Source organism: Rossellomorea aquimaris (assembly GCF_020172085.1).
Taxonomy (GTDB): Bacteria; Bacillota; Bacilli; order Bacillales; family Bacillaceae_B; genus Rossellomorea; species Rossellomorea aquimaris_E.
In genome coordinates, this window is the sequence record NZ_JAIVAT010000003.1 from 1,109,056 (window position 1) to 1,131,887 (window position 22,832).

Annotated in this window: 21 protein-coding genes and 1 riboswitch; of the genes, 12 read left to right on the forward strand and 9 right to left on the reverse strand. The window is 40.8% G+C overall.

Going from position 1 to position 22,832, the window contains the following annotated elements; translation table 11 throughout:
* Positions 1-100: 100 nt before the first annotated feature.
* Entirely contained in the window at positions 101-445 is a 345-nt protein-coding gene (locus LCL96_RS06515) for a DUF1033 family protein (protein WP_224940607.1), read from the forward strand.
* A 45-nt stretch (positions 446-490) separates the two neighbouring features.
* Here LCL96_RS06515 and LCL96_RS06520 read toward each other — a convergent pair whose 3' ends face one another.
* The 3 genes from LCL96_RS06520 to LCL96_RS06530 are packed head-to-tail and all read right to left on the reverse strand — an operon-like array spanning position 491 to position 4,266.
* Positions 491-1,630: a Ger(x)C family spore germination protein gene (locus LCL96_RS06520; protein ID WP_224940608.1), complete on the reverse strand. Its 1,140-nt coding sequence runs from the start codon at positions 1,628-1,630 to the stop codon at positions 491-493.
* Entirely contained in the window at positions 1,627-2,739 is a 1,113-nt protein-coding gene (locus LCL96_RS06525; protein ID WP_224940609.1) for a GerAB/ArcD/ProY family transporter, read from the reverse strand. Before LCL96_RS06525 ends, LCL96_RS06520 begins: the two co-directional genes overlap by 4 nt.
* A 12-nt stretch (positions 2,740-2,751) precedes the next feature.
* Positions 2,752-4,266 (reverse strand): spore germination protein, encoded by a 1,515-nt coding sequence (locus LCL96_RS06530; protein WP_224940610.1) that lies wholly within the window; start codon positions 4,264-4,266, stop codon positions 2,752-2,754.
* A gap of 134 nt (positions 4,267-4,400) precedes the next feature.
* Between LCL96_RS06530 and LCL96_RS06535 the strand changes: the two genes are divergently transcribed.
* From LCL96_RS06535 to recQ, 4 genes are all read left to right on the forward strand, one after another.
* Positions 4,401-4,532: a YuzL family protein gene (locus LCL96_RS06535; protein WP_224940611.1), complete on the forward strand. Its 132-nt coding sequence runs from the start codon at positions 4,401-4,403 to the stop codon at positions 4,530-4,532.
* Positions 4,533-4,753: 221 nt separating this feature from the next.
* Positions 4,754-4,969 carry a cold-inducible protein YdjO-related protein gene (locus LCL96_RS06540; protein WP_034758928.1) on the forward strand — a complete coding sequence of 72 codons (216 nt, stop codon included), beginning with the start codon at positions 4,754-4,756 and terminating at the stop codon, positions 4,967-4,969.
* A 142-nt stretch (positions 4,970-5,111) separates the two neighbouring features.
* Positions 5,112-5,246 carry a hypothetical protein gene (locus LCL96_RS23410; RefSeq protein WP_263628067.1) on the forward strand — a complete coding sequence of 45 codons (135 nt, stop codon included), beginning with the start codon at positions 5,112-5,114 and terminating at the stop codon, positions 5,244-5,246.
* Between the two features lie 165 nt (positions 5,247-5,411).
* Positions 5,412-7,538, forward strand: a complete 2,127-nt coding sequence (recQ, locus tag LCL96_RS06545; protein ID WP_224940612.1) for a DNA helicase RecQ — start codon at positions 5,412-5,414, stop codon at positions 7,536-7,538.
* Between the two features lie 56 nt (positions 7,539-7,594).
* Here the strand turns inward: recQ and abc-f are convergent, their stop codons facing one another.
* Entirely contained in the window at positions 7,595-9,196 is a 1,602-nt protein-coding gene (gene abc-f, locus LCL96_RS06550; RefSeq protein WP_224940613.1) for a ribosomal protection-like ABC-F family protein, read from the reverse strand.
* Positions 9,197-9,544: 348 nt separating this feature from the next.
* Between abc-f and LCL96_RS06555 the strand changes: the two genes are divergently transcribed.
* From LCL96_RS06555 to LCL96_RS06565, 3 genes are all read left to right on the forward strand, one after another.
* Positions 9,545-9,823 carry a YkvA family protein gene (locus tag LCL96_RS06555; RefSeq protein WP_224940614.1) on the forward strand — a complete coding sequence of 93 codons (279 nt, stop codon included), beginning with the start codon at positions 9,545-9,547 and terminating at the stop codon, positions 9,821-9,823.
* Between the two features lie 141 nt (positions 9,824-9,964).
* Positions 9,965-10,393, forward strand: a complete 429-nt coding sequence (locus LCL96_RS06560; protein WP_224940615.1) for a DUF4395 domain-containing protein — start codon at positions 9,965-9,967, stop codon at positions 10,391-10,393.
* Positions 10,394-10,815: 422 nt separating this feature from the next.
* Positions 10,816-12,747: an endonuclease MutS2 gene (locus tag LCL96_RS06565; protein WP_224940616.1), complete on the forward strand. Its 1,932-nt coding sequence runs from the start codon at positions 10,816-10,818 to the stop codon at positions 12,745-12,747.
* 60 nt (positions 12,748-12,807) lie between these two features.
* On the opposite strand, the gene LCL96_RS06570 is transcribed toward LCL96_RS06565, so the two are convergent.
* Positions 12,808-13,536 (reverse strand): ZIP family metal transporter, encoded by a 729-nt coding sequence (locus LCL96_RS06570; protein WP_224940617.1) that lies wholly within the window; start codon positions 13,534-13,536, stop codon positions 12,808-12,810.
* A gap of 135 nt (positions 13,537-13,671) precedes the next feature.
* Between LCL96_RS06570 and LCL96_RS06575 the strand changes: the two genes are divergently transcribed.
* Together LCL96_RS06575 and LCL96_RS06580 are read left to right on the forward strand one after the other, a co-directional pair.
* Positions 13,672-14,187, forward strand: coding sequence for a YhcN/YlaJ family sporulation lipoprotein (locus tag LCL96_RS06575; RefSeq protein ID WP_224940618.1), 516 nt, complete (start codon positions 13,672-13,674; stop codon positions 14,185-14,187).
* A 113-nt stretch (positions 14,188-14,300) separates the two neighbouring features.
* Positions 14,301-15,515 (forward strand): MFS transporter, encoded by a 1,215-nt coding sequence (locus tag LCL96_RS06580; RefSeq protein ID WP_224940619.1) that lies wholly within the window; start codon positions 14,301-14,303, stop codon positions 15,513-15,515.
* 328 nt (positions 15,516-15,843) lie between these two features.
* Here LCL96_RS06580 and LCL96_RS06585 read toward each other — a convergent pair whose 3' ends face one another.
* On the reverse strand, positions 15,844-17,136 hold the full coding sequence (locus LCL96_RS06585) for an NCS2 family permease (protein WP_224940620.1): 1,293 nt from the start codon (positions 17,134-17,136) through the stop codon (positions 15,844-15,846).
* An 81-nt stretch (positions 17,137-17,217) separates the two neighbouring features.
* A riboswitch (purine riboswitch) is annotated at positions 17,218-17,318 on the reverse strand.
* A 201-nt stretch (positions 17,319-17,519) separates the two neighbouring features.
* Between LCL96_RS06585 and LCL96_RS06590 the strand changes: the two genes are divergently transcribed.
* Positions 17,520-18,377: a S1 RNA-binding domain-containing protein gene (locus tag LCL96_RS06590; protein WP_224940621.1), complete on the forward strand. Its 858-nt coding sequence runs from the start codon at positions 17,520-17,522 to the stop codon at positions 18,375-18,377.
* A 42-nt stretch (positions 18,378-18,419) separates the two neighbouring features.
* On the opposite strand, the gene LCL96_RS06595 is transcribed toward LCL96_RS06590, so the two are convergent.
* Positions 18,420-19,649 (reverse strand): MFS transporter, encoded by a 1,230-nt coding sequence (locus LCL96_RS06595; RefSeq protein ID WP_224940622.1) that lies wholly within the window; start codon positions 19,647-19,649, stop codon positions 18,420-18,422.
* A gap of 228 nt (positions 19,650-19,877) precedes the next feature.
* Between LCL96_RS06595 and LCL96_RS06600 the strand changes: the two genes are divergently transcribed.
* Positions 19,878-20,933 (forward strand): C45 family autoproteolytic acyltransferase/hydolase, encoded by a 1,056-nt coding sequence (locus LCL96_RS06600; protein ID WP_224940623.1) that lies wholly within the window; start codon positions 19,878-19,880, stop codon positions 20,931-20,933.
* 120 nt (positions 20,934-21,053) lie between these two features.
* On the opposite strand, the gene LCL96_RS23685 is transcribed toward LCL96_RS06600, so the two are convergent.
* Complete coding sequence (locus LCL96_RS23685) at positions 21,054-21,554, reverse strand: glycosyl-4,4'-diaponeurosporenoate acyltransferase (protein ID WP_412103532.1); 501 nt, start codon at positions 21,552-21,554, stop codon at positions 21,054-21,056.
* On the reverse strand, positions 21,551-22,666 hold the full coding sequence (locus LCL96_RS06610) for a glycosyltransferase (protein ID WP_224940624.1): 1,116 nt from the start codon (positions 22,664-22,666) through the stop codon (positions 21,551-21,553). Before LCL96_RS06610 ends, LCL96_RS23685 begins: the two co-directional genes overlap by 4 nt.
* Between the last annotated feature and the right edge of the window lie 166 nt (positions 22,667-22,832).

A 22,832-nucleotide genomic window follows, 5' to 3' on the forward strand; every position in this document is an offset into this window, starting at 1 on the left:
AGAGAACTTGTCAATAAGTTATTAGGAGGGAAATTTAATTGTTTTTCTTTCGACTCCATTTTATGTACAATTTGAAGATGGAAGCAAGGAGGGTGAAGCATTGGACAAAACGTGGAGAGTGATGACAACCAAAAGTGATGCAGAGCCGTGGTGGTTTTTTGAAGGCTGGGAATTGGACATCTTAAAGGATTGGACATTATACAGCAGGCAAGAAGCGGTTGTTTTATTTCTTAAGGAAATGAAACGACTCAGTGACAATTTTCCAAAGTCAAGGACTAAGAAATTTAACTCCATAGCATTTTGGAATCCTGATGAGGTGGATTTTTGCGAAGCCTGTGATGATGATCTTCAGGTCTTTTACGGACTGATCATCTTCGAGGATAATCAGCCGATGGAAATAAAAGATGCATCGATCATTTCAGAAATCAACAATTACATTCAATAGGTATAAGAATAGGTCCATCCAGTAGGGATGGACCTATTGCAGTTTTTAATCGATGACACCGGTTCGAATGATATTATTATGGACTTCCACATCAAATGTTGCCTGCTTGTATAATTTGTCCCACTCATTCCGTGAGACATTCTGGTGTCCGCGGATACTCTTATATTCCATGCCGAATCCAATTGGGTCCGTTCCCTCTTCTTGAAGCATAAGGATCATGTCTTTAATATTCTTTTCAATATACGATCCAATTTCATTTTCAAGTAAACGCAAAGCTTTCGGCTCGGACAAATTCATTTCTTCTGACATTTCCAGCAAGCGTGATTGGATGTCCAATTGAACCTTGAAGGAAGGTTTAGTGCTTTTTTTTGCTGTAATGGTGTGAGAAGATTTGATACTGTCAATCATGATATATACTTTATCGTTTTCTTGTCCTTCATGAAGCCTTGATAAGTAAGGATCGAATGGTTCAATAGGTAATTCTACTTCGACACTGCCTAAATCGTAATCCTCGATGAGAGAACGAATAAAGAATATTTTATCCTTTTTTATTTCTTTTATAAATTTATCTCTTATAAAGAGTGCCATCCCAGATACACCTACTTTTCCATCTTTGGCAGTTAATAAGGGAAGGATGGGATCTTTACCAACACTGCCGTAATCAGTGATGAACTCTTGCAGTGTGGGGGAAACAAGCATTTCTGCTTCAACATTCTGCCGGACTAAATTGTATAAATAGGTGCCTCTATTCGAAGGGGTTTCTTCCATTTGATAGGTTAGGATTTCTTCAGCTGTCGTGTCTGCGATCGTTAAATATACCATATTTCCAATGGATGAGTCTCTCTCGAGCGTATCCACTAAGTGAGCAATCCCTTTACTTGCCAGATCACGCCCATATATGGCAATTCGCAGCTGTCCCGAGACCAGCTTATGGTCTGTTTCAAGGTTTTGTGACAAGCGGATCCCTTTACTTGTCTTCGCTGTGCTTGTCAGTACTTTTTCAACATCCTCCATGGCAGGATTGAATTGGTAGAGAACTAAGGTTCCAGTAATTTTCTCATCTTCATCTTGGTCATATCCCACTGCAGTAATCAATCCAAGCTTTTCTAAATATTTCGTTTCCACACAGCCGCTTAAGAAAAAACTAGCGATACATACCACCAGAAGCATAATCATCCTGGTCATATACTCACATCCTTTTTCTTTTTTCCTAAGTATTTTAATTTGACTAGAATAAATAAAAAACTGGGATACACAAAAGTGAGAATGAAACTGATAGAACCAACTTTATCTGTAATGGTATTCATGGTCATTCGGTCCTTGATAAAGAAGGATAAAACCCAGAGGAGCATGGCAAATAGATATATGGCTTTTTTTTGAGAAAAATGAAACACCCTCTTCATGCCTCTCGAAGCTACCCAAAAGTATAGGCAAATGTTTGGCAGGATGACCATCATCCAAAACGAGACAGCTATAAATTCGAAGCGCTCCAGGTTAGGGATCCTCAAAATCTTGAACATGGAGAGAACCGGCCAGATCGTCTTTAATAGGGCATCTTCTGAGAAGAATCCAATGCAGACAACAGTCACGATGGTAAAAAGAAATGTAGAATATCCGGTACCAATGAGGGCGTATTTCAACACTTTCTTTTTTTCTTTAACGTAAGGATAGAAAAACAGTACCAGGTCAAAGCCGATAATCGTGAAGCTCGACTTATATACACCCATGAGAATCTCTTTGGGGGAAGCGGTCAGGACAGGCTGAAGATGATTGAAATCCATGAATTTAATCGGTGTATAGATCATGAACAATAGCCAGAAAGCCAGGATCAGTCCCAAAAATGCAACCCCGACAACCACTCTGATTCCCCCAAGAACTCCATATACAAGTAAAAATATCAGCAGGCCCATCAAAAGCCACGTCGGCATCTTCGGGAAAATCCAGGCTTGGACCATCTCAATGTAATTCATCAGGATCACATAGGTGACGCTCAGATAAAAACTGATATAGAGAATATTAAATAACTTACTGAACCATTTTCCATATAGGTCCATGTGAATTCCATACAAGTCGGCGCTTTCGTAGGTTTCAAGCATTTTAATCATCAGGAATAACACAATGGAAACAAGGATTCCGGATAGAATCACCGAAATCCATGCATCACTTTTGGCTTCCATAAAGATGACTCTTGGTAAACCTGCAATTCCAACACCCGTCTGGGCAGTATGCAAAACAAACATCATCAAAAATGCGTTAAACATGAGCCGTTCTTTAGGATTCACATTAATTTCCATACCTAACACCCTTTATTCGTCTACGTCTTTTTTCTGTTTTGCTTTTTTCAAAGGAATACGCATTTGATCCATGGGATGATTGGACACGGGACGGTTGACTAGAAACTGGTAAGGCAGGCGAAACAGGCTGTACTTCAAGTCGGGAAATCGAAATGGGTAGATGGGGGATAAATATGGTCTCCCCAAAGTTGTGATCTTCAGCAAATGGATCAGTAGAAAGCAAAAGCAGAACATGATGCCGACGCCGCCATATAATCCTGCCATGACAATGATGGGAAAGCGTATGATTCTAACTGCAGTACCGATTGCATAGCTGGGTGCAGTGAAGGAACCCAGTGCTGAAATCGCAATGATGATGATCAGGATATTACTGGTAAACCCGGCTTGGACGGAAGCTTGACCAATGACGATACCCCCTACAATCCCCATTGTTTGACCGACCTTGGTTGGCAGTCTGGCTCCTGCCTCTCTTAGCAGTTCTATGATGAATTCAAGTAACAATGCCTCGAACACAGGCGGAAAGGGAACGTTCGAGCGAGACTGACCTAGGGACACCAATAGTGCAGATGGGATCACCTCATAATGGTACGTCAAAACGGCCACATAAGCAGGGGTGAGAAGGATTGAAAAAAAGATGGCCACAAAGCGAATCATTCTTAGAAAGGTCCCCATATTCCATCTCATATAAATATCTTCGGTTGATTCAAAGAAATTCATAAATGTTGAAGGCCCGATAATCGCTGTTGGGCTTCTGTCCACCAATAGAGCGATCTTCCCGTGAAGGAGGGATATGGTGCAGCGATCTGGGAGCTCTGTTGTAATGAACTGTGGAAAGAAGGTATAGGAATTATCTTCAATCATTTGGGCAAGTACAGTTGAATCAACAATGCTGTCAACTTCAATGTCTGTGATGCGCTGTCTGAACGTATTGACGTTTTCTTCTTCTGCAATGTCCTTTATGTACACCATCTGAACCTTTTTTTTCGTTCTTGAACCGATTGTAAATGTTTCTACACATAGCTTTGGGTCATTGATGTTCGATCGGATCAGATTCAGGTTTTTCGTAATCGACTCTGTGAATGAGATCTTAGGACCGAACACAAGTGATTCTGTCTCGGCTTTTTCCAGGGCGCGGGTGCCCTTATCCGCTACATCTGCTAATATCCCGTGTGTATCTCCTTCTTTAAAGATATAAGCGGTCCCATTGACAAGATTATCAACCACATCAGTGATGGAATTGGTTACTGTCAGCTTTGCAATATTGATTGTGTCTTTGATCTGTTGGTAATATATCTCCCCGTCTGTCTCCTCAAGTGGCCTTATAATGCTATCCTGCATGGAAGTGGCATTGATTAGGTCTTCAAAGTAAACCACAGCGATCGTTTGATTATCCGATGTAATCGTCCTAAAGACTAAATCTTCGCTATTGCTTACCAAAGAGAGCACTTCCTTATGAAAGGTCTCTACTTCAAAGCTATGGGGGGATTGTTTCTTTATGTCTTTCTGAATTTTTCTTCGTTTAAACACGAAATTCAACACCCTAAACCTTAATTTAAAGATTAGAATTCCCATGTAACGAATTCTTACTCATTGATTCATTCATTAACGGATGTACATAAAAGGGATCTAGGTGGGGAAAGGTAGGGAAGGAGGTGAATCAGATGAGCAATAGGAAAAAAGATCCGTCAAAAGCAGCACTGGGCTCTTCACAAGTGGAAGGACAAGGCACGACCAGTCAGGAAATGTCAGGTGGAGTGAAGTCGCCTTCATCAAGGAATAGAAAGAAAAAATAAGTGGTTTTTTTGTCTCAACACCTACATATTGCCTATACTTTAGCGTTGATATATTAAAATGATGTCAAGTATGGTATAATGGAAATAATCAATGTATTTAAACTGATTAGTGAATGAACTATCATTGACCACATACTATCTGCAGCATAAATTACCACATCATATTTTCCTGTTAGAAAGCATAGCAAGGAAATCCTACTTACCTTAAAGGAGGACGTTCAATGGCTTTTGGTCGTAGAAATCAAGTTGAGGAAGAAATTAAAACAGAGGAAACAAAGATTTGGGCTTGTTCCGCTGAAGATTGTAAGGGCTGGATGAGAGATAATTTTAAAAGTGAAGATACACCCAAGTGTCCGCTTTGTAAAGAAGATATGGTGACTTCCACTAAAGTGTTACAAGTGGTGGATAATCCCCATCCTACAATGAAATCATCCTGATGGATCGTAAAGAACCAATCATCCGATTGGTTCTTTTTTCATTGCTGGTGTAATTCCTATAGATAAATGCGAAAAATTATTAAACTCTTTTTTTACATTTGAATAGTATGTAATGTATTTATGTATCAAAGGAGGGAGCATCATGTCCAAAAAAGAGAAAGAAGTGAAAAGTACTTCGATAGAAAATGACCGAAAAGAAACTGTGTGGGACGGCTTTTGGAAGCTATCCAAACCTGTTGACGTAAATAAAGAAGAAAAAACGATTAAATGGTTCTAATCTAATGAAGAGGCTGTACATGTGTATTAATACTCATGTACAGCTATTTTTTATATTCAAATTTGAAGTAAGGCTTATTTAGGAAGATTTATATCCTTCCTATTGGCACGTCCTGTTATCTCTAATACAATAGAGGGATAAGAAAGTTAATTTGGAGGGAAGAGTGTGATTGCAGAAGCAAAGCAGGTATTAAAGCAATACTTTGGATATGATGAGTTCAGGGACGGACAAGCGAGAATTATTGGAAATATATTAGAAGGGAAAAACACAGTGGGCATCATGCCGACTGGCGGAGGGAAGTCGCTTTGTTATCAAATTCCAGCCCTGATGCAGGATGGTGTGACACTTGTCATCTCTCCGCTCATCTCCCTGATGAAAGATCAAGTGGATTCGCTGTTACATCAAGGGATCCCTGCTACCTATATTAATAGTACTCTATCAAATAATGAAGTGGAAAGCAGGATGGAAGAGATATCCTTAGGTGAGTACAAGCTTGTGTATATTGCTCCCGAGAGGTTGGAATCTTCAGGATTTCTGCATTTCCTCCATACACTTCCCATTCCCCTTGTAGCTGTTGATGAAGCCCATTGTTTATCCCAATGGGGTCACGATTTCAGACCGAGTTATTTAGGGATCTACAAAGCTGTGAATCAGCTGAGTTCCAACCCGGTGATCCTTGCTCTGACAGCAACCGCTACTCCTCAAGTTCAAGAGGATATCCTTCACCATCTACAGATCCCGGATCAAAATAAAGTATTAACCGGATTTCAACGAACGAATCTATTTTTCCAAGTGGTAAAGGGGGAGGATCGAAAGCGCTGGGTGGAAAAGTATGTATCAAAGAATAAACAGCATTCAGGTATCATCTATTGCGCTACTCGTAAGGAAGTGGAAAATCTCTATTTGCACCTGGAGAAAAAGGGATATGCAGCCGGGAAGTATCATGGAGGACTGTCAGACACATTACGGCAGGAACAACAAGAAGCATTCCTGAATGATTCCATTACCATTATGATTGCGACAAATGCATTTGGAATGGGAATAAACAAATCAAATGTACGCTACGTGGTTCACTATCAAATCCCCAAGAATATGGAAGGTTATTACCAGGAAGCAGGCAGGGCAGGACGTGACGGGGTGGACAGCGAGTGTGTTTTGTTATTTTCCCCCCAAGATATTCAGACACAGAGGTACATCATTGATCAAAACATCGTAAATCCAGAACTTCATAAAAATGAGATGCAGAAGCTTCGTGACATGATTGACTTCGTTCATACGGAGGCCTGCTTACAAAATTATATATTGAATTATTTTGGAGAACATGTTGACCAAGAGTGTGGACATTGCAGTAATTGCCTCGATGACCGTGAATCAGAGGATGTAACGAAAGAAGCACAAATGGTCTTATCCTGTATGATGCGAATGAATGAGAGATTCGGAACCTCTCTTATCAGCGGGGTACTCACTGGATCAAAGAATAAGAAGATTCTTGATTGGGGGTTTGATCGTCTGACCACATATGGGTTAATGAAAGATCAGTCACAGAAAGAAGTGGGGCTGTTTATCGACTATTTGATTTCTGAAGGGATCATTGGGGTTGAAGGGGGGAGTTTTCCGGTACTTAAGGTCTCGACAAAAGGGAAAGAGGTATTAATGGGAGAGCGGAAGGTAACCAGGAAGATACAGCCGACGGTTTCTGCTATCGTCCCTAAGGAAGATGGCTTGTTCCATGCTCTTCGAAACCTGAGAAAGTCCATCGCAGATTCAGAAGGGGTTCCTCCATTCGTGATTTTTTCAGACAAGTCCTTACAGGATATGTGTATGAAAAAACCAAAAACATCAGAAGAATTTCTTCATGTCAGCGGAGTGGGGGAAAGCAAACTGGTACGATACGGAGAACTTTTCATTAATGAGATTTCAGCTTTTTTGGAAGAAAATCCACAGCATCAAGTGGAGATCCAAAAGCCTGAAACAACCTACAAGTCAAACAAGTCGGACACGGCTTCGTACCTGATCAGTTTTTCCTTATTCAAGGAACATAAAAAGATCAAGGACATTGCGAAAGAGAGGGGCATGAGCACGGCTACGATTGAAAATCATATCATCAGAACCTATCAGGAGGGCATGATGGATGATTGGAGTATTCTCTTTACAGAAGAAGAAGAAATCTTAATTGAAAAAGCCGTATCTAAGGTGGGGACAGGATTATTAAAGCCCATTAAAGAAGAACTTCCAAAAGAAATCAGCTATTTTCAAATTAAAGGCTATTTAGTCAAAGCAGGACAGAAGTAAGAATTGAAGATCAAAAAAGAGGATGCCAGTCCGGGCATCCTCTTTTTTATATTCCATTAAGCTTTCATTGCAGCTTTCATTTCCAGGAATTCATCGTAGGTGGTTTCTTTATCAATGACTCCATCTTCAGTGATCTCAATTATACGATTGGCGATCGTTTGAATGAACTGGTGGTCATGTGATGCGAAAATCATGGCACCTTTAAAGTTAATCAAGCCGTTATTCAATGCCGTAATGGATTCCAGGTCCAAGTGGTTCGTAGGTTCATCCAATAGGAGAACATTTGACCCGCTCAGCATCATTTTCGATAACATGCAGCGGACTTTTTCTCCCCCGGAAAGGACGCCAGGCTTCTTTAATACTTCTTCCCCTGAGAAGAGCATACGTCCTAAGAAACCGCGAAGGAATGTTTCACTTTCATCTTCAGGTGAATATTGACGTAACCACTCTACAAGGGATGGTTCACTTCCTTCAAAATACTTGGAGTTGTCATTAGGGAAGTACGCCTGGGATGTGGTCACGCCCCATTTAAACGTGCCGCTGTCCGGTTCCATCTCGCCGGCAAGTATCTTGAATAAAGTTGTTTTAGCAATTTCATTCGTTCCGACCAGGGCAATTTTGTCTTCTTTATTCATAATAAAGGAAACGTTGTTCAGTACTTTTACACCGTCAACCGTTTTGGTGAGTCCTTCCACTCGAAGAACATCGTTACCGATTTCACGTTCCGGCTTGAATTGTACATAAGGATAACGACGGGAGCTCGGTTTGATGTCATCCAATGTGATTTTTTCAAGTGATTTCTTACGTGAAGTGGCTTGCTTTGATTTAGAGGCATTGGCGCTGAATCTGGCAACGAATGCCTGAAGTTCTTTAATTTTCTCTTCTTTCTTCTTGTTCTGATCCTGAGCCATCTTTAGTGCTAACTGACTGGACTCGTACCAGAAATCGTAGTTCCCGACATAGACTTGGATTTTTCCAAAGTCAAGGTCAGCAATATGTGTACACACTTTGTTTAAGAAGTGACGGTCATGGGATACGACGATGACTGTATTCTCGAAATTGATTAAGAAGTCTTCCAGCCATTGAATCGCCTGGATGTCCAAGTGGTTGGTAGGCTCATCCAGTAACAGGACATCGGGTTTTCCGAATAGTGCCTGTGCTAATAATACTTTCACTTTTTCTCCACCGGTCAATTCGGACATTTGTTTAGTGTGGAGATCCTCATTGATTCCTAAGCCTTTTAGTAGAATGGCAGCTTCTGATTCAGCTTCCCACCCGTTCAGTTCAGCGAATTCACCTTCTAATTCAGCCGCTCTCATCCCGTCTTCATCAGAGAAATCTTCCTTCATATAGATGGCATCTTTCTCCTGCATGACGTCATATAAACGTGTATGCCCCATGATGACGACTTTCAACACTTCGTATTCTTCGTACTCGAAGTGATCCTGCTTTAAGACTGCAAGGCGCTCTCCAGAGCCCATAGATACGTGTCCGGTCTGAGCTTCGATTTCACCTGAAAGAATCTTTAAAAATGTAGATTTACCAGCACCGTTTGCTCCGATAAGGCCGTAGCAATTCCCTGGATTAAACTTTATATTCACGTCTTCGAATAATTTTCTATCCCCAAAACGCAAGCTTACATCTGAAACCTGAATCATAAATGATATACCTCCTAATACTCAATCTAAAAGATTATAACACGCAAGCAGGCCAAAAAGATAGAGTGGTTGGTGGAACCTTGATAATTTTACCGGGTGTTTACATTATTATAGAAGAAGTTTGGGAAGGTATATAAGGAGAGGTACTAGTTCTATTAAGAAGTGACGTTTTGTAGGAGATGATTTTTGACTCACCTTTCAGCTATAGCTGAAAGGCGAGGGAAACTAAGGTTTCCCTCGAATGAGCCAAAAATCGATGCTGAGTATGAACAATGACTTTTAAAGGGATACCTCATTCTTTTTGGTGTGCTATGATACTAAATAAAAACTCAGGACAGGTGATGAACAATGATGAGGTTTTGGAAACGGGTGAGGTTTCTGTTTAATGTGAGAAAATCGGTTCCGTTTTTGGTTGATTTTTTCCGGTCCAGGGACGTTTCTTTTGTGAAGAAGGGATTAACGGTGGGATTGATGATCTTTTATTTCCTGCTGCCAATGGATGTGATTCCTGATGTGTTTTTTGTGTTGGGGATTGTCGATGATGTAGCGGTGTTTGCATTTATTCTTCAGTTCATTGTAAAAATGGCTCCAGAGGAGTTACAAAAGAGATATGAAATTACAAAATGATTCCAAATGAGGATGTAAGATCATGAAGGACCGGAAACAGCCAAAAAATGGGCAGCTGTTTTCGGTTTTTTCTTTTGATTTTTTTAGCTAAATCCCATACACTATAATTACACTAATTCCAATAAGAAAGGTATGAATTAAATGCGTACCTCAACACCCGTTTCTATACCGAGACCTTTAGTTCAATTAAATCAATGGTTCATCGTTTCAATAGTGGCCCTTTCATGGGTTTTTCAAATAGAACTCCTTATAATTCTGCCACTTTTGGTTGGTATGTCTGCTTTACTATTTAAATACAATCCCGTCATCAAGACTGGAAAGCTGTTCTTAAAGAAAGAACCTTCCGCTTATCAACAGGAAGATGCCGATCAACAGCAGTTTAATAATATCATTGCGGTAAGCTGCCTGGGGGCGGCAATCTTAAGTGCAGCTGCAGGCTGGAGCACGGCATACTATATCTTCTCAGGAATGGTCTTCATGGCTGCATCTGTTGCTCTTGCAGGTTTCTGCATTGGATGCTTCATCAGATTTCAATGGAAAAGGTTCCAATACAAACGGTCTTTACAGTAGCCTATTGACAACAGATGGAAAACATCGTAAACTGTTCATGAATTTAAATAGTGTATACAAAGGGAGTATGTTATATGTTAGGTGTCGTTCTTAACTAACCGTGAAATGAATACGGACATTTTGTAGGCAATGGCTTTTACAACAAGCTATTGATAAAGCTTATTTAGTGATGCCTTCAAAGTGTAGTTAAGAACAATGGTCATAGCATACTTATTCCTTAATCAGGAGAGCTGTGTCTTTGTGCACAGCTCTTTTTTGTGCACAAATCCGCAATCGGGAATCTTTTCGAAGGTAGTTTCGAAGAAAAATATCCCAATGCGCCTGCGCACGCTTGTAAGATGATGGAGTTGTATACGAAAGATGGAAGGCCACAATGGACATTGTTCGTTGTGGTCTATTTTTATTATCTGGAGGAGATAAGAATGAATGAAAAAACGTTTCAAACACTTGAATTCAATTCAGTAAAAGAAGAACTGATGGGGTTTGCACTTACGGAAGAAGGAAAAAGAGAATTGTGGAACCTTCAGCCATCGACGAATATCCGCCAGGTCGAAATGCGACTGGATGAGGTGACAGAAGCCGTTCGCATCCTAAAGAAGAGTGCCAGCATACCGATCCATGCTCTAGACGGTGTAGAAAACATCATGGCGAACCTGAATAAAGGAGTCCCGCTCAGACCAGATCAGCTAACAGGATTATATTATTTTCTAGATGCTTGTAAAAAACTCAAAAAATACATGGAGGATAAGCAGTGGCTTGCACCGCGAGTTTCATCATACGTATACTCTATTGAAGATATCCCGGATTTGGGTGAGGAGATCAACCGATGCATCCGGAATGGCAGAGTGGATGATTATGCGAGTAAAGAATTATTGAGGATAAGAAAGCAGGTAGGAATCCAAGAAGATCGGTTAAAGGATAAAATACAATCGATCGTAAAATCTTCGAAATACAAAACGTTCCTACAGGAATCAATTGTAAGCGAGCGAAACGGCAGATATGTCCTGCCCATCAAAAAGGAATTCAGAGGAAAAATGAAAGGTGCTGTATTGGATACTTCCGCCTCTGGTTCGACTCTATATATTGAACCGGAGGAACTGAGCACACAACAGGATCAGCTACTCCTTTATAAACTTGAAGAGGAACGTGAAGTCGAAAATATTCTATGGGCATTAACGGGCCTTGTTCAAGAATACGAATCACAAATTACCCTTGCGATAGAAACGATGGTCCATTACGATGTGTTGTTTGCAAAAGCTAAATATAGCCGTTCATATGATGGTGTAAAGGCAATCGTAAATGAAGATCACCGAATTCATTTACAGAATGCAATACATCCTCTGTTAGGGAAAAAGGCAGTCCCCCTATCCATCAAGATGGGAGAAGGATTTCATGCGTTGGTTATTACCGGTCCTAATACTGGAGGGAAAACCGTGACCATCAAAACGGTGGGCCTGCTCACCCTAATGACTCAATGCGGCCTTCACATCCCAGCAGCGGAAGGAAGTGAAATCAGCTTGTATCATCAAATCCTTCTAGATATAGGTGATGGCCAGAGTCTGCAGCAGAACTTAAGTACATTCAGTTCCCATATAAAAAATATAATCGATATCTTAAAGTATACAAACGATCGTTCACTGGTTCTATTGGATGAACTCGGCTCCGGAACTGATCCTTTGGAAGGTATGGGACTCGCTACTGCGATTCTGAATCAATTATTTGATAAAGGGGCAACAATCCTTGCCACTACTCATTACAGTGAAATCAAACATTTTGCAGAAGGACATGAAGGCTTTATGAATGGCAGTATGGAGTTTAATATCGAAACCCTTCAGCCTACGTATAAGCTCATTGTCGGAAAAGGGGGAGAAAGCCAAGCGTTCTCCATTGCGTTGAAGCTTGGTATGCACCCTGAAATCATTGAAAGAGCCCACGAAATCACTTATAAGGAGAGTAAAACATACAGTTTGGGTAATATCGACTTCCACATGAAAAAGGAAATGGAGAAACAGGTCATTGTAAATAAACACAGTAAAAGGGTGTACAGGAAGACCGTAAAAGAAAACCAGGGAATCACACTCTTTTCTAAAGGTGATAATGTAAAAATCTCCCCTGATGGAGAGTTTGGTATCGTATTCGATGGTCCTGATGATAAAGGGAATTATACGGTTCAGGTGAGAGGGATGAAAAAAACCGTGAAACATAAACGACTAGAGCTTTATGTTTCAGCAAAGGAATTGTATCCGGAAGACTATGACTTCGATATCATCTTTGAGAGCAAAGAAAATCGAAAAAAAGATAAGCTCATGGGAAAAAGATTTGTAGATGGTTTGACCATCAATCATGAAGAATAATTAGAAAAACGTACTTGGGAAGAGACCCAAGTACGTTTTTATTATATTTTTAAAATGAAACTAAGACAAATGGGTGAAGATAAAAGAAAGTATGATGCCTAGGGAGGAAAGGAAACCAACGATGGGTCCACCTTCTTCAAATGCTTCAGGCATCATCGTGGAGGAGACCATGGCCAGTAATCCCCCTGCACCAAAAGCTCCGATCAAGTAGGAGGTGCTCTCAGGGGCATTCTGCAAAAATACGTATCCCAGTAAAGAACTGAGCGATGAAAGAATGACGACACTACCCCAAAGAGAAAGGATTTTCCTCGTACTGTACTGATCGAGCTTCAAACCGATACTACTTGATAAAGACTCAGGTAAATTACTGATAAAGATAGCAAGGATAAAAACCCATTGCATGGACTGGCTTTCGATAAAACTTACTCCAATAATGATGGATTCAGGAATGGCATCCATTATCGTACCGACATAGATGGCCAAACCTGAATGATTTTGAGGATTTTGCCTTGAGCGCTTCCTCTCGCTACCGCCTTTTTTAGAGATGTATAGTTCAAATAATGTAAAGATAAGTGCGCCTGCGAGAAACATCGAAATGAGGTACATCAAATTTGCGTTTCCTTCAGCCTCACTTAATAAATCAAAGGTAGCGGACCCGATGATCAGTCCCGTTCCTAACGCCATAATATACGCAACGATCCTCTTTGGAATATGTAGGAAAATCCCCATAAAAGCGCCGATTAATAAAGATACACTCGCTGCACCTCCCCATAAAGCTGCCTGAAACATTTTTCCACCACCTAATGTATCGTTTCTTTTGAGTTTTCCCTTAATATGTAATGAATTAAACACGTAATGAATCCTTGCATAGATTTAAAAAGGTATGGGGAAAGTAAGGGTGAATAAAATTTAGGAGGCATGACAATGAAAAAGTACCTATTGATTTCCCTTATGGGTTTGATGTTCATGACTGTGGCTTCAGGCTGTGGTACGAGCAATAACATGAACGAAGAAGGACAACAAATGAACAACCGTAATCTGGAAAGAGTGAACTACAAAAATGATCAGGCAAATCGGGATTATGTGAATGACGGGACTATGAGAGAGAATTATTCTCTTGCCGAGAAAGAAGCCGATAAAGTGGCGGACCTTAAAGAAGTGAAAAGTGCTTACGTCCTGACAACCGATCAAAATGCATATGTTGCAGCCGTGCTTGAAGATAATATGAATGGAAACGTATCGAAGGAATTGGAAAAGAAAATCTCAGATCAAGTGAAAAAGGCAAATGGAAGTATTGACAATGTGTACGTATCCACTAATCCTGATTTCATTGATCGTATGAGAGGCTATGCAGATAAAGCTAGAAATGGAGAACCGATTAAAGGATTCGGTGAGGAAATAGCAGATATGGTGAAGAGAGTATTTCCAAATAGAGGATAATCAACAACCAAAGTCGAACTTAGTTCGGCTTTTTTTATTTGTCTGTAGGAAAAGGATGGTTTTTTCAGTATACTATTTAGAGAAACGAAATAAATGCGGAAGGGGAGGTAGAAATGGCACAAGCATTGAGAAAGCCAGCTGTAAATCCTACTATTTATGGTATTCTTCTAGCCATCAGTTCGGGTCATTTTATTAACGATACCCTTCAAGCAGTGGTGCCGGCCATGTTTCCAATCATTGAGGAATCATTGCAGCTAAGTTACACGCAAATTGGCTGGATTGCCTTTGCACTTAATATGACATCCTCTTTATTACAACCCATATTTGGTTATTATGCAGATATCCGATCAAGGCCATATTTACTTCCTTTAGGAATGTTATCTAGTTTAATGGGATTGATAGGTTTTGCACTTTCCGGCCATTTTATTTGGATCATCGTATCTGTTTTATTTATAGGGTTTGGCTCAGCCATCTTTCATCCGGAAGGGTCACGAGTAGCCTATATGGCAGCGGGGAACCGCAGGGGGCTGGCGCAATCGATTTATCAGGTGGGAGGAAATACCGGTCAATCGCTTGCCCCATTGATTACAGCGTTTATCTTCGTACCGTTTGGACAAGTGGGGGCGTTATGGTTCACAATTGTCGCCATCATAGGCGTGTTGGTGTTAGTTCGTGTATCAGCATGGTACTCTGAGCGTATCCGTTCGATTAATAAAATGAATCGCACAAAGAAATCTGATTGGAAGAAAACGTCGATTCACCCTAAAGTGAAATGGGCAATGGTATTCGTCGTTTTTCTTGTGTTTGCCAGATCTTGGTATGGTGCCGGTATTTCAAATTACTACCAGTTTTATCTGATTGAAGATTATGGTCTTTCTATTAAAGAAGCACAGTCATACATATTCGTATTTATGTTCGCCGGGGTATTGGGGACATTTTTAGGGGGGCCATTGGCCGATCGTTTCGGGAAAAGAAATATTATCTTTTTTTCCATGATTGGTGCCGCACCATTGACGCTGGCGTTACCTTATTTGTCATTGATCATGATTTATCCATTTATTTTTTGTATAGGGCTTATTTTGTCGTCAAGTTTCAGTGTCATTGTCGTGTATGCCCAGGAACTTCTGCCGAGTAAGATTGGGATGGTGTCAGGCTTGACCGTTGGATTGGCGTTCGGTATGGGAGCAGTTGGAGCCGTTCTATTTGGAGGACTTGCTGACCTATTCACCATACGGTTCGTGATGATCCTATGCAGCTTCCTTCCCCTGCTTGGAATGATGACATTCTTCCTTCCAACAGATGAAACCGTTCGAAGCTTTCATAAGTAATTATTAAAGCACTTACAGTGAAAATTGTTGATTATAAAACAGCGTTTAATTCTCTACTGCTCTATTTTATTATAGTTAAAACGTTTCTTAGCAAGTTGATTCTCACTGCAGGTGCTCGACTCCTGCGGGAAACGCGTGAAAGTTGAGACCCCGCAGTGCAGAAGCACGAGGAGGCTTAACTCAGGCCCCGCGGAAAGCGAGCACCTCTCGCTGTAATCAACCACCGCTTGCTTCATTAATACAACAATGTTTACTAACATACAACAAAAAAGGGTTGATGCCGTGGAGGTTTCCAAAGGCATCAACCCTCTTTGCATGAGGTTGATCGTTAAGAAAATGCAAAATAAAGAATGAATAATCCGCAAAGGATATACATGATGGGATGAACCTCTTTCCATTTCTTTAGTGAGATCATAGCAAATGGATAGAGAATGAAGCCTAAGGCAATCCCGGTTGCGACACTAAAGGTTAAAGGCATCATAATGATGGTTACGAAAGACGGAATGACAACTTCGAGTCGATTCCAATTGATATGCCTTACTTCAGTAGCCATTAATGCTCCGACAATAATGAGTGCAGGTGCTGTCACCTCAGGTGTTATGACCGACAAAACTGGAGAGAAGAACAAGGCAATCGTGAAACAAATGGCAATCACCACCGATGTGAAACCTGTTCTTCCTCCAACCGCAACCCCAGCAGAAGATTCCACAAAAGATGCAGTCGTGGAGGTACCGAATATCGCACCTGCCACTCCTGATGCTGAATCAGCGAGCAAGGCTCTACCTGCATTCGGAATTTGATTATCCTTCATGATTCCTGCCTGACTGGCAACGGCAATCAATGCACCTGCTGTATCAAAGAATGCGACAAATAGGAAAGTAAAGATAACGGCCATAATTTCAAGTGTGAAAATATCGCCAAGATGTGTAAATACAACTCCGAAAGTCGGTTCCAGACTAGGGACCTTCCCGATAACAGAGTGGGGCACATCAATTTTCCCGACGATCATACCGATGACAGTAGTTGCAACCATCCCGTAGAATATGCCGCCTTTAATACCTTTGACTAACATCATCAACGTAATGATGAATCCGAATACGGCAAGCAGTGTGGCGGGAGATGATAGATCCCCAATCGAAACAAATGTTTCCGGATTAGAGACAACCAATCCGGCGTTTTTAAAACCAATGAAAGCGACAAAGAACCCTATCCCGCCTGCAATGGCGAATTTTAGATCCTGTGGGATGACGTTAATGATCTTTTCCCTGATTTTCATCACACTTAATATCATAAAGATGATTCCAGCGATGAATACTCCTGTCAGTGCTATCTCCCAAGGAACTCCCATACCAATGCATACTGAAAAGGTAAAGAAAGAGTTCAGACCCATACTAGGGGCTATGCCTATTGGGAAGTTTGCAAGAATACCGATTAAAAGGGACCCTACTATCGCAGATAGGGCGGTAGCTGTGAATAAGGCACCCTTATCCATTCCTGCCTGACTGAGAATGATGGGATTAACCACAAGGATGTAGGCCATCGAAAGGAAGGTTGTCACTCCTGCTAATGTTTCTTTTCTATACGTTGTCCCTCTTTCCGCGAATTGAAAGAATGTTTTCATGCGTAACCCTCCTGGTAGATAAAATAAAAAAAACTCTGGTGAAAATCGACCAGAGTGTCATCTACAGGATAAAATAATTTTATTGATATTACTTTATCTTGTAGACAAGCCATTTAAGGTAGCTGGTAGAAACGTTCAAGCCATATTCTTGAACTTATACAAGTTGTATGTGTTTGTTATAATTGAATTAGAAGAATCATAACAACTCGCAAATAACTGGTCAATGGAACAGTTAAAAGTTCATGAATTCATTATTTTCTAAATTGATGATTTATTGTAAAAAACCTCATACGCACTATACAACACAAGTGAAAAAAGCTATATTTAGTGAATACAAACGTAGAGAATTTTTGTAAGTTAACGATATAGGAGGAAATAATAAAATGTCTTCTTTAAAGCCAGGTACGGTAGTGGATTTATTCGTTGATCATGAAGTACCATATGGTTTCTTTTTAACGAATGATGAGGATCGTGTATTGCTGCATCACTCTGAAATAACAGAAGAAATTCAAGAAGGAGATACGGTGAAAGTATTTCTTTATCATGACAAGGATGTTCGTCTGACAGCGACCATGCGTATCCCTAAGATACAGGTTGGTGCATACGGGTGGGCAGAAGTTGTGGACAAACGCGAAGATTTAGGTGTTTTTGTAAATATTGGATTACCTAAGGATATTTTGGTTTCATCAGATGATCTTCCGAAGTTTCTGGAGCTTTGGCCAAATCCCGGTGACCAGCTTTTCTTAACATTGAATCGGGATAAGCAAGACCGTTTATACGGAAGATTGGCAACTGAAAATATCATCGAACAGGTCTCGAGAAGAGCATCAAATGAAATGATGAATGCGAAAGTCCAAGGAAGAGTGTATCGTCTGCTCCGAGTGGGGACCTTCTTCTTATCTGAGCAAGGGTATCGCTGCTTCGTTCACATGAATGAACGCAAAGCAGAGCCTAGACTCGGGGAACTAGTGGAAGGGAGAGTCATCGACGTAAAGGATGACGGAAACGTAAATGTTTCATTCTTACCTTTAAAGCAGGATAAGATGCAGGATGATGCCGAGGTCATTCTTGAGTACTTGGAACAACGAAATGGCGCAATCCCTTTTTGGGATAAAAGTCAGCCGGACGAAATCAAAGACCGTTTCAATATGAGTAAAGCGTCCTTTAAACGTGCCCTGGGGAAACTGATGAAAGAAAATCGAGTGTACCAGGAGGAAGGCTGGACGTACTTAAAGAAATAATACATTCACAAAGAGTGCTGACACGTTGTCAGCACTCTTTGTTTACAATTTGAACTGACTGTCTTCTTCAACTTTCAGTTCTGTTCTTTTTGATTTAATCGGTGCAATCGGTAACAAGGTGCCCAATAACGCGATGAAGGCACATCCAATGAGTACGGTGGAATATCCTTTCAAAGCAATGCTGGACAATACACCGAATACGACAAGGTCTAAGCATGAATCCACGATGGAAAGCAATGAGATCGTCGTCGCCCTGATCCCCGAGGGAATCAAATCATTACTTAATTGGGAGTAGATGGGATAACGGATTGCCCCAACAAGTCTTAACAGAAAGAATGCACCTAAAACGACCCATAAAGAGGAGCCGAATAAACCCGAAAGAAGTAAACCTACTACGGCCAGCAATCCAGACAGGTTCATCAGCCATACCCTGGCAAAACGCCCCGTCATCCAGCCTATGGAATTGGAAGCGATATAGCCAAGAATGGCAGCAACCGCATAAAAGACACCGATCAGGTAGACCGGGACGCCTGCATCTTTTAAGAGTGGTTGATCAAAGTATTGGTAAACGGCCCCAGCCGGAATGAAGACCAATGTAACATTCAGGAACATCAGCAATAATTGTGGGGCTTGCCTTATGACTATAAGACCACTCTTGATTTGCAAGAATGGATTTTCTTTCTGGAACGAATCAGCAGTAGGCTGCTTCACACCAAGAATCAACAATAATTCTATCAAGTGAAAGGCTAATCCCAGCATAATGAGAACGGTAAATTGGGTATCTGCTAAATCCTTCGCTAGATATGAACCGAACAGTACGGCAATCAGCATACTAATGAACGAAGCTGACTGGATTTTTCCCATCGCATGATCCATTCGATTTTCTTCATTTGACTCCTTGAGTGAATCATAGATTAACGCTTCGTCTGCTCCAGAGAAAAAGGTCACACTGAACCCGTTGATGAAGCTGTACAAGAAAAACATCCAAGGTTCGTAGGCAAATAAAAGAAAAACGATACTAAGGAACTTAAGAAAGGAACCGAGTAAAAATGAATATTTTGCCCCGTAGCGATCGGCGAATATTCCAGTCGGAACCTCTCCAAGTAATACGGCCCCGCTCCAGAACATAAGAACAATTAATATATCCGAGGAGGTTAACCCTCTTTCGAAATAGAATAACGTTAGTACAGGTTGAAGAAAACTGATTGTACCAAAAAAAGAAATCCAAAATAGCATCCGGATGTTATGGGATGCGAGCGTTTGTTTCATCATAAATATGTCTCCTGCTTCCTGAATTTTTTTTATATGCCGGAAGAAGGAGCGTCGTTACTTATTGCAAATTCAGAACGTTCACTCCTTCTTGAATTAGTGAAAGTGTTTTTAATGTTTTTTGCATAATATTTCCTCCTACTGATTAATGAATTAAGTGTAACATAATAGCGTTAAAAAGGAAGGGAGTTATTATTTCACAATTTAAAAATGAGAAAGGGACATGGATGAATGAAAAAAGTTGTATTAGACGTATTGCAGTCCAGGGGGACTTATTATGACATTGGTCTACAATTAGGTAATGCACTTCGGGAATCGCCACTGTATGCACACCATTTGAATCGACGCAGGAAATCATTGCGTGACTACAAGGTGGACATAAATGAAGTGAAGAGGATATTCAGCCAATTTGCCCCCGGCTTGTGGGATGAATTAAAGGGCTTGTCTGATGGTTTACAGTGGTCCCTGGAAGAAACGGTTCATGAATATTCAGGCTTTCAGCAGGAATGGATCCATTCCGGTTGTTCTTCGCTGGCCAAAGATGGTATTTATGTGAGGAATTATGATTATCACCCTAGAACCTATGAAGGCAGGCTATTACTTGTGAATCCGGAAGACGGATACGCTTCTATAGGGTTTTCCGGGAGAGGAATCGGAAGGATAGACGGCTTGAATGAAAAAGGTTTGGCAATTGGCTTTCATTTTGTCAACCGGTTGAATCCGGGTGAGGGGTTCATATGTACGACAATCGCGCGCATTCTCTTAGACACTTGTAAAAATTCGGACGAGGCCATTGATGTCTTGAGGAGGCTACCACACCGCCATAGTTTTAACTACTCGTTGTATGATCGAAATGGAAAGGCTGCTGTAGTGGAGGCTTCCCCAAGAGGAATTGGTGTATATCATGCCTCAAGTCTTAGCTGCACCAACCATTTTCAAATGAATCATATGAAACAGGATAACCGCCATTATGTAAAGGAATCTGTAAAGAGGTTGACCCAATTGCGCTCAGGGGAGAAAAAGAGATTAACCATGGAAGGGGCACTTCACCTTTTCAATCATGTGGACAGCCCGATCTTCAAGAAAGCATATGATTCGTGGGCGGGTACCATTCATACATGTGTCTTTGATTGTAAATCGCTGCTATGCTTGATCGGTTTCGGTCAAAGTGCCGAAGGTGTAAAGATAGACTTTCAGAATTGGATAAAGGGAGAGGACATTCCGATTCGGGAGATTTCGGGGGATTTTGATACTCGTGAACCGTTCTTATTTATGGACGAGATGTAGAGAAAAGGAGGGAACCGAGCAAATCAAGGGATTAACGGCTTATTAAAGTGGAGGACTTCCTCGGTTCTTATCTATAAAATGTACACATTTAGTTTAACTTATGTACGATTTATCTATTTCTTAAAAATGTGGGGTCTTGGAATGTAGTGGCACTTCTTGATTTTTGGATGAAACGGAATGCTTGATCACACGCAATATCCTTATACGATTGTACCGTTGGACAAGGATAAGGGGGAGATTGAAAAAGATGCCATATGAAAACATGACCCAAGACAACATACCGTTATTCTGGATGAAAAATAATGGAGCCGGAAGCATTTGCAACCAATGGGATAATTCTGCCCTGTCTAATTCCCTTAGGAAAGTCTCTCTTCCTGAATCGGAGGAGAGGCCGATCTGATTTTTCTTCATCCCTGAGCGAAACCATCCTCCGGCATCAGGGAGGTATGCTTTCCATTTCCTGATTTTCAAACGTGCATAAAATGGCCCATCCAGCTCATATGTTAGTGGGCGAAAGATGAATGAAACTTTCTGTAAAAAAGCTGGTGAGAATCTTGAGGTCATATATGAGATCGTCAAATGAATACAAACCCATACGAAAATATTGAACATCAGGATCATTTCATCTTTTCATCCTTTCCTTTCTCAATAAATACGTACCTGTCTTTCCACATTGTGTTTTTCCTAATGAAAGTGTTCAATAGAGAATGGAAAAAAGTCATATGAAAAAATAGAATATGGATGGGAAATAATAATGTTTCAAAAATACTAAAGTTCCCGATCCTCCGTACGATTATATACAAGTAGGTTCCAATAACACTGTATTGAACGATGCTAAGAACGGGGTTTTCCCATATCATTCCTGGTAAATTACAGACCAGGGATGTAAGGGAAGCAATCCATATAGAAACCAGCACAAGGAGGAGAATGTTTGTAGACTTGGATCCCGATGCGAAGCTTTTGGACCATCCTCGGAATAATTCATGAATGCCTTCCCCATACATTCTCATGGAGATGGCTGTTTTGCCGCTTGCCCCCTCGACGGATTCACCGTATTTCTTCGCCCTCTGACTCAAAGAAAAATGCTCTACCATTTCCCCTTTGACCGCTTCATGTCCACCAATTCTCTTGTACACACTCTTTGAACAAAGGAGACATTGTCCAAATCCACCTGTTGGCTTTGTAAGCCAGGAAAATAGATGGGTGATGCTGGTTGAAGCAAACACAATTAAATGAAACAACATGGAAAGGGTTTCATATGCGTTTTCCATTTTATGATAAGGATGGATGGTCAGCACCCCTTGACACTGTTGTTGATTAAATGTTTCGCAAATTCTGAGCAAGCCTGCCTGCTCAAACCATGTATCACTATCAACAAAAAGTAAAATCTCTCCTTTAGCCAGGTTCGCCCCATGCCAACAAGCCCAAGATTTCCCATTCCATCCATTCGGAAGTGGAGGGGCATCCACCACGATTGCTCCAGAACTTTCAGCAATCGCCTTCGTTCGATCTGTGGAACCATCGTTTACGACAATAACCTCCATGGGCTGGATTAGCTGCTTTTCAATACTTAATAGCAGTTTTCCTATTGTTTTTTCTTCATTTCTTGCAGGAATGATGATCGAACATTTTTTGACCAGAAAGCTATTCCTAACGTGAATCGATTTCTTGACGACCGGAATTCTCGTAAAAAGGAACATGGTCAGAATCAAGGTTACAAACCATACGCCCATCTTTTCACCTTCTTAAAGAAAATAGTGTTGTATCGCCATTTTAACCATTTAATGTTTCCATAATACGTTAAGATATTCATTCATCTCTCCAATCATTGAGTACCTATTTGTTTTGAAGTGATATAAATTGGGCACAATGGAAAGTTGAAAAGGCAAATCAGTCTAA

Bases quoted from the DNA above. Each gene is read 5' to 3' on its own strand.
- LCL96_RS06535 (WP_224940611.1), top strand. From the start codon at position 4,401: ATGAGCAATAGGAAAAAAGATCCGTCAAAAGCAGCACTGGGCTCTTCA.
- LCL96_RS06525 (WP_224940609.1), bottom strand. From the start codon at position 2,739: ATGGAAATTAATGTGAATCCTAAAGAACGGCTCATGTTTAACGCATTT.
- LCL96_RS06565 (WP_224940616.1), top strand. From the start codon at position 10,816: ATGAATGAAAAAACGTTTCAAACACTTGAATTCAATTCAGTAAAAGAA.
- LCL96_RS06555 (WP_224940614.1), top strand. From the start codon at position 9,545: ATGATGAGGTTTTGGAAACGGGTGAGGTTTCTGTTTAATGTGAGAAAA.
- LCL96_RS06590 (WP_224940621.1), top strand. From the start codon at position 17,520: ATGTCTTCTTTAAAGCCAGGTACGGTAGTGGATTTATTCGTTGATCAT.
- LCL96_RS06600 (WP_224940623.1), top strand. From the start codon at position 19,878: ATGAAAAAAGTTGTATTAGACGTATTGCAGTCCAGGGGGACTTATTAT.
- LCL96_RS06520 (WP_224940608.1), bottom strand. From the start codon at position 1,630: ATGACCAGGATGATTATGCTTCTGGTGGTATGTATCGCTAGTTTTTTC.
- LCL96_RS06610 (WP_224940624.1), bottom strand. From the start codon at position 22,666: ATGGGCGTATGGTTTGTAACCTTGATTCTGACCATGTTCCTTTTTACG.
- LCL96_RS06580 (WP_224940619.1), top strand. From the start codon at position 14,301: ATGGCACAAGCATTGAGAAAGCCAGCTGTAAATCCTACTATTTATGGT.
- LCL96_RS06540 (WP_034758928.1), top strand. From the start codon at position 4,754: ATGGCTTTTGGTCGTAGAAATCAAGTTGAGGAAGAAATTAAAACAGAG.
- abc-f (WP_224940613.1), bottom strand. From the start codon at position 9,196: ATGATTCAGGTTTCAGATGTAAGCTTGCGTTTTGGGGATAGAAAATTA.
- LCL96_RS06595 (WP_224940622.1), bottom strand. From the start codon at position 19,649: ATGATGAAACAAACGCTCGCATCCCATAACATCCGGATGCTATTTTGG.
- LCL96_RS06570 (WP_224940617.1), bottom strand. From the start codon at position 13,536: ATGTTTCAGGCAGCTTTATGGGGAGGTGCAGCGAGTGTATCTTTATTA.
- LCL96_RS23685 (WP_412103532.1), bottom strand. From the start codon at position 21,554: ATGATCCTGATGTTCAATATTTTCGTATGGGTTTGTATTCATTTGACG.
- LCL96_RS06585 (WP_224940620.1), bottom strand. From the start codon at position 17,136: ATGAAAACATTCTTTCAATTCGCGGAAAGAGGGACAACGTATAGAAAA.
- LCL96_RS06575 (WP_224940618.1), top strand. From the start codon at position 13,672: ATGAAAAAGTACCTATTGATTTCCCTTATGGGTTTGATGTTCATGACT.
- LCL96_RS23410 (WP_263628067.1), top strand. From the start codon at position 5,112: ATGTCCAAAAAAGAGAAAGAAGTGAAAAGTACTTCGATAGAAAATGAC.
- LCL96_RS06560 (WP_224940615.1), top strand. From the start codon at position 9,965: ATGCGTACCTCAACACCCGTTTCTATACCGAGACCTTTAGTTCAATTA.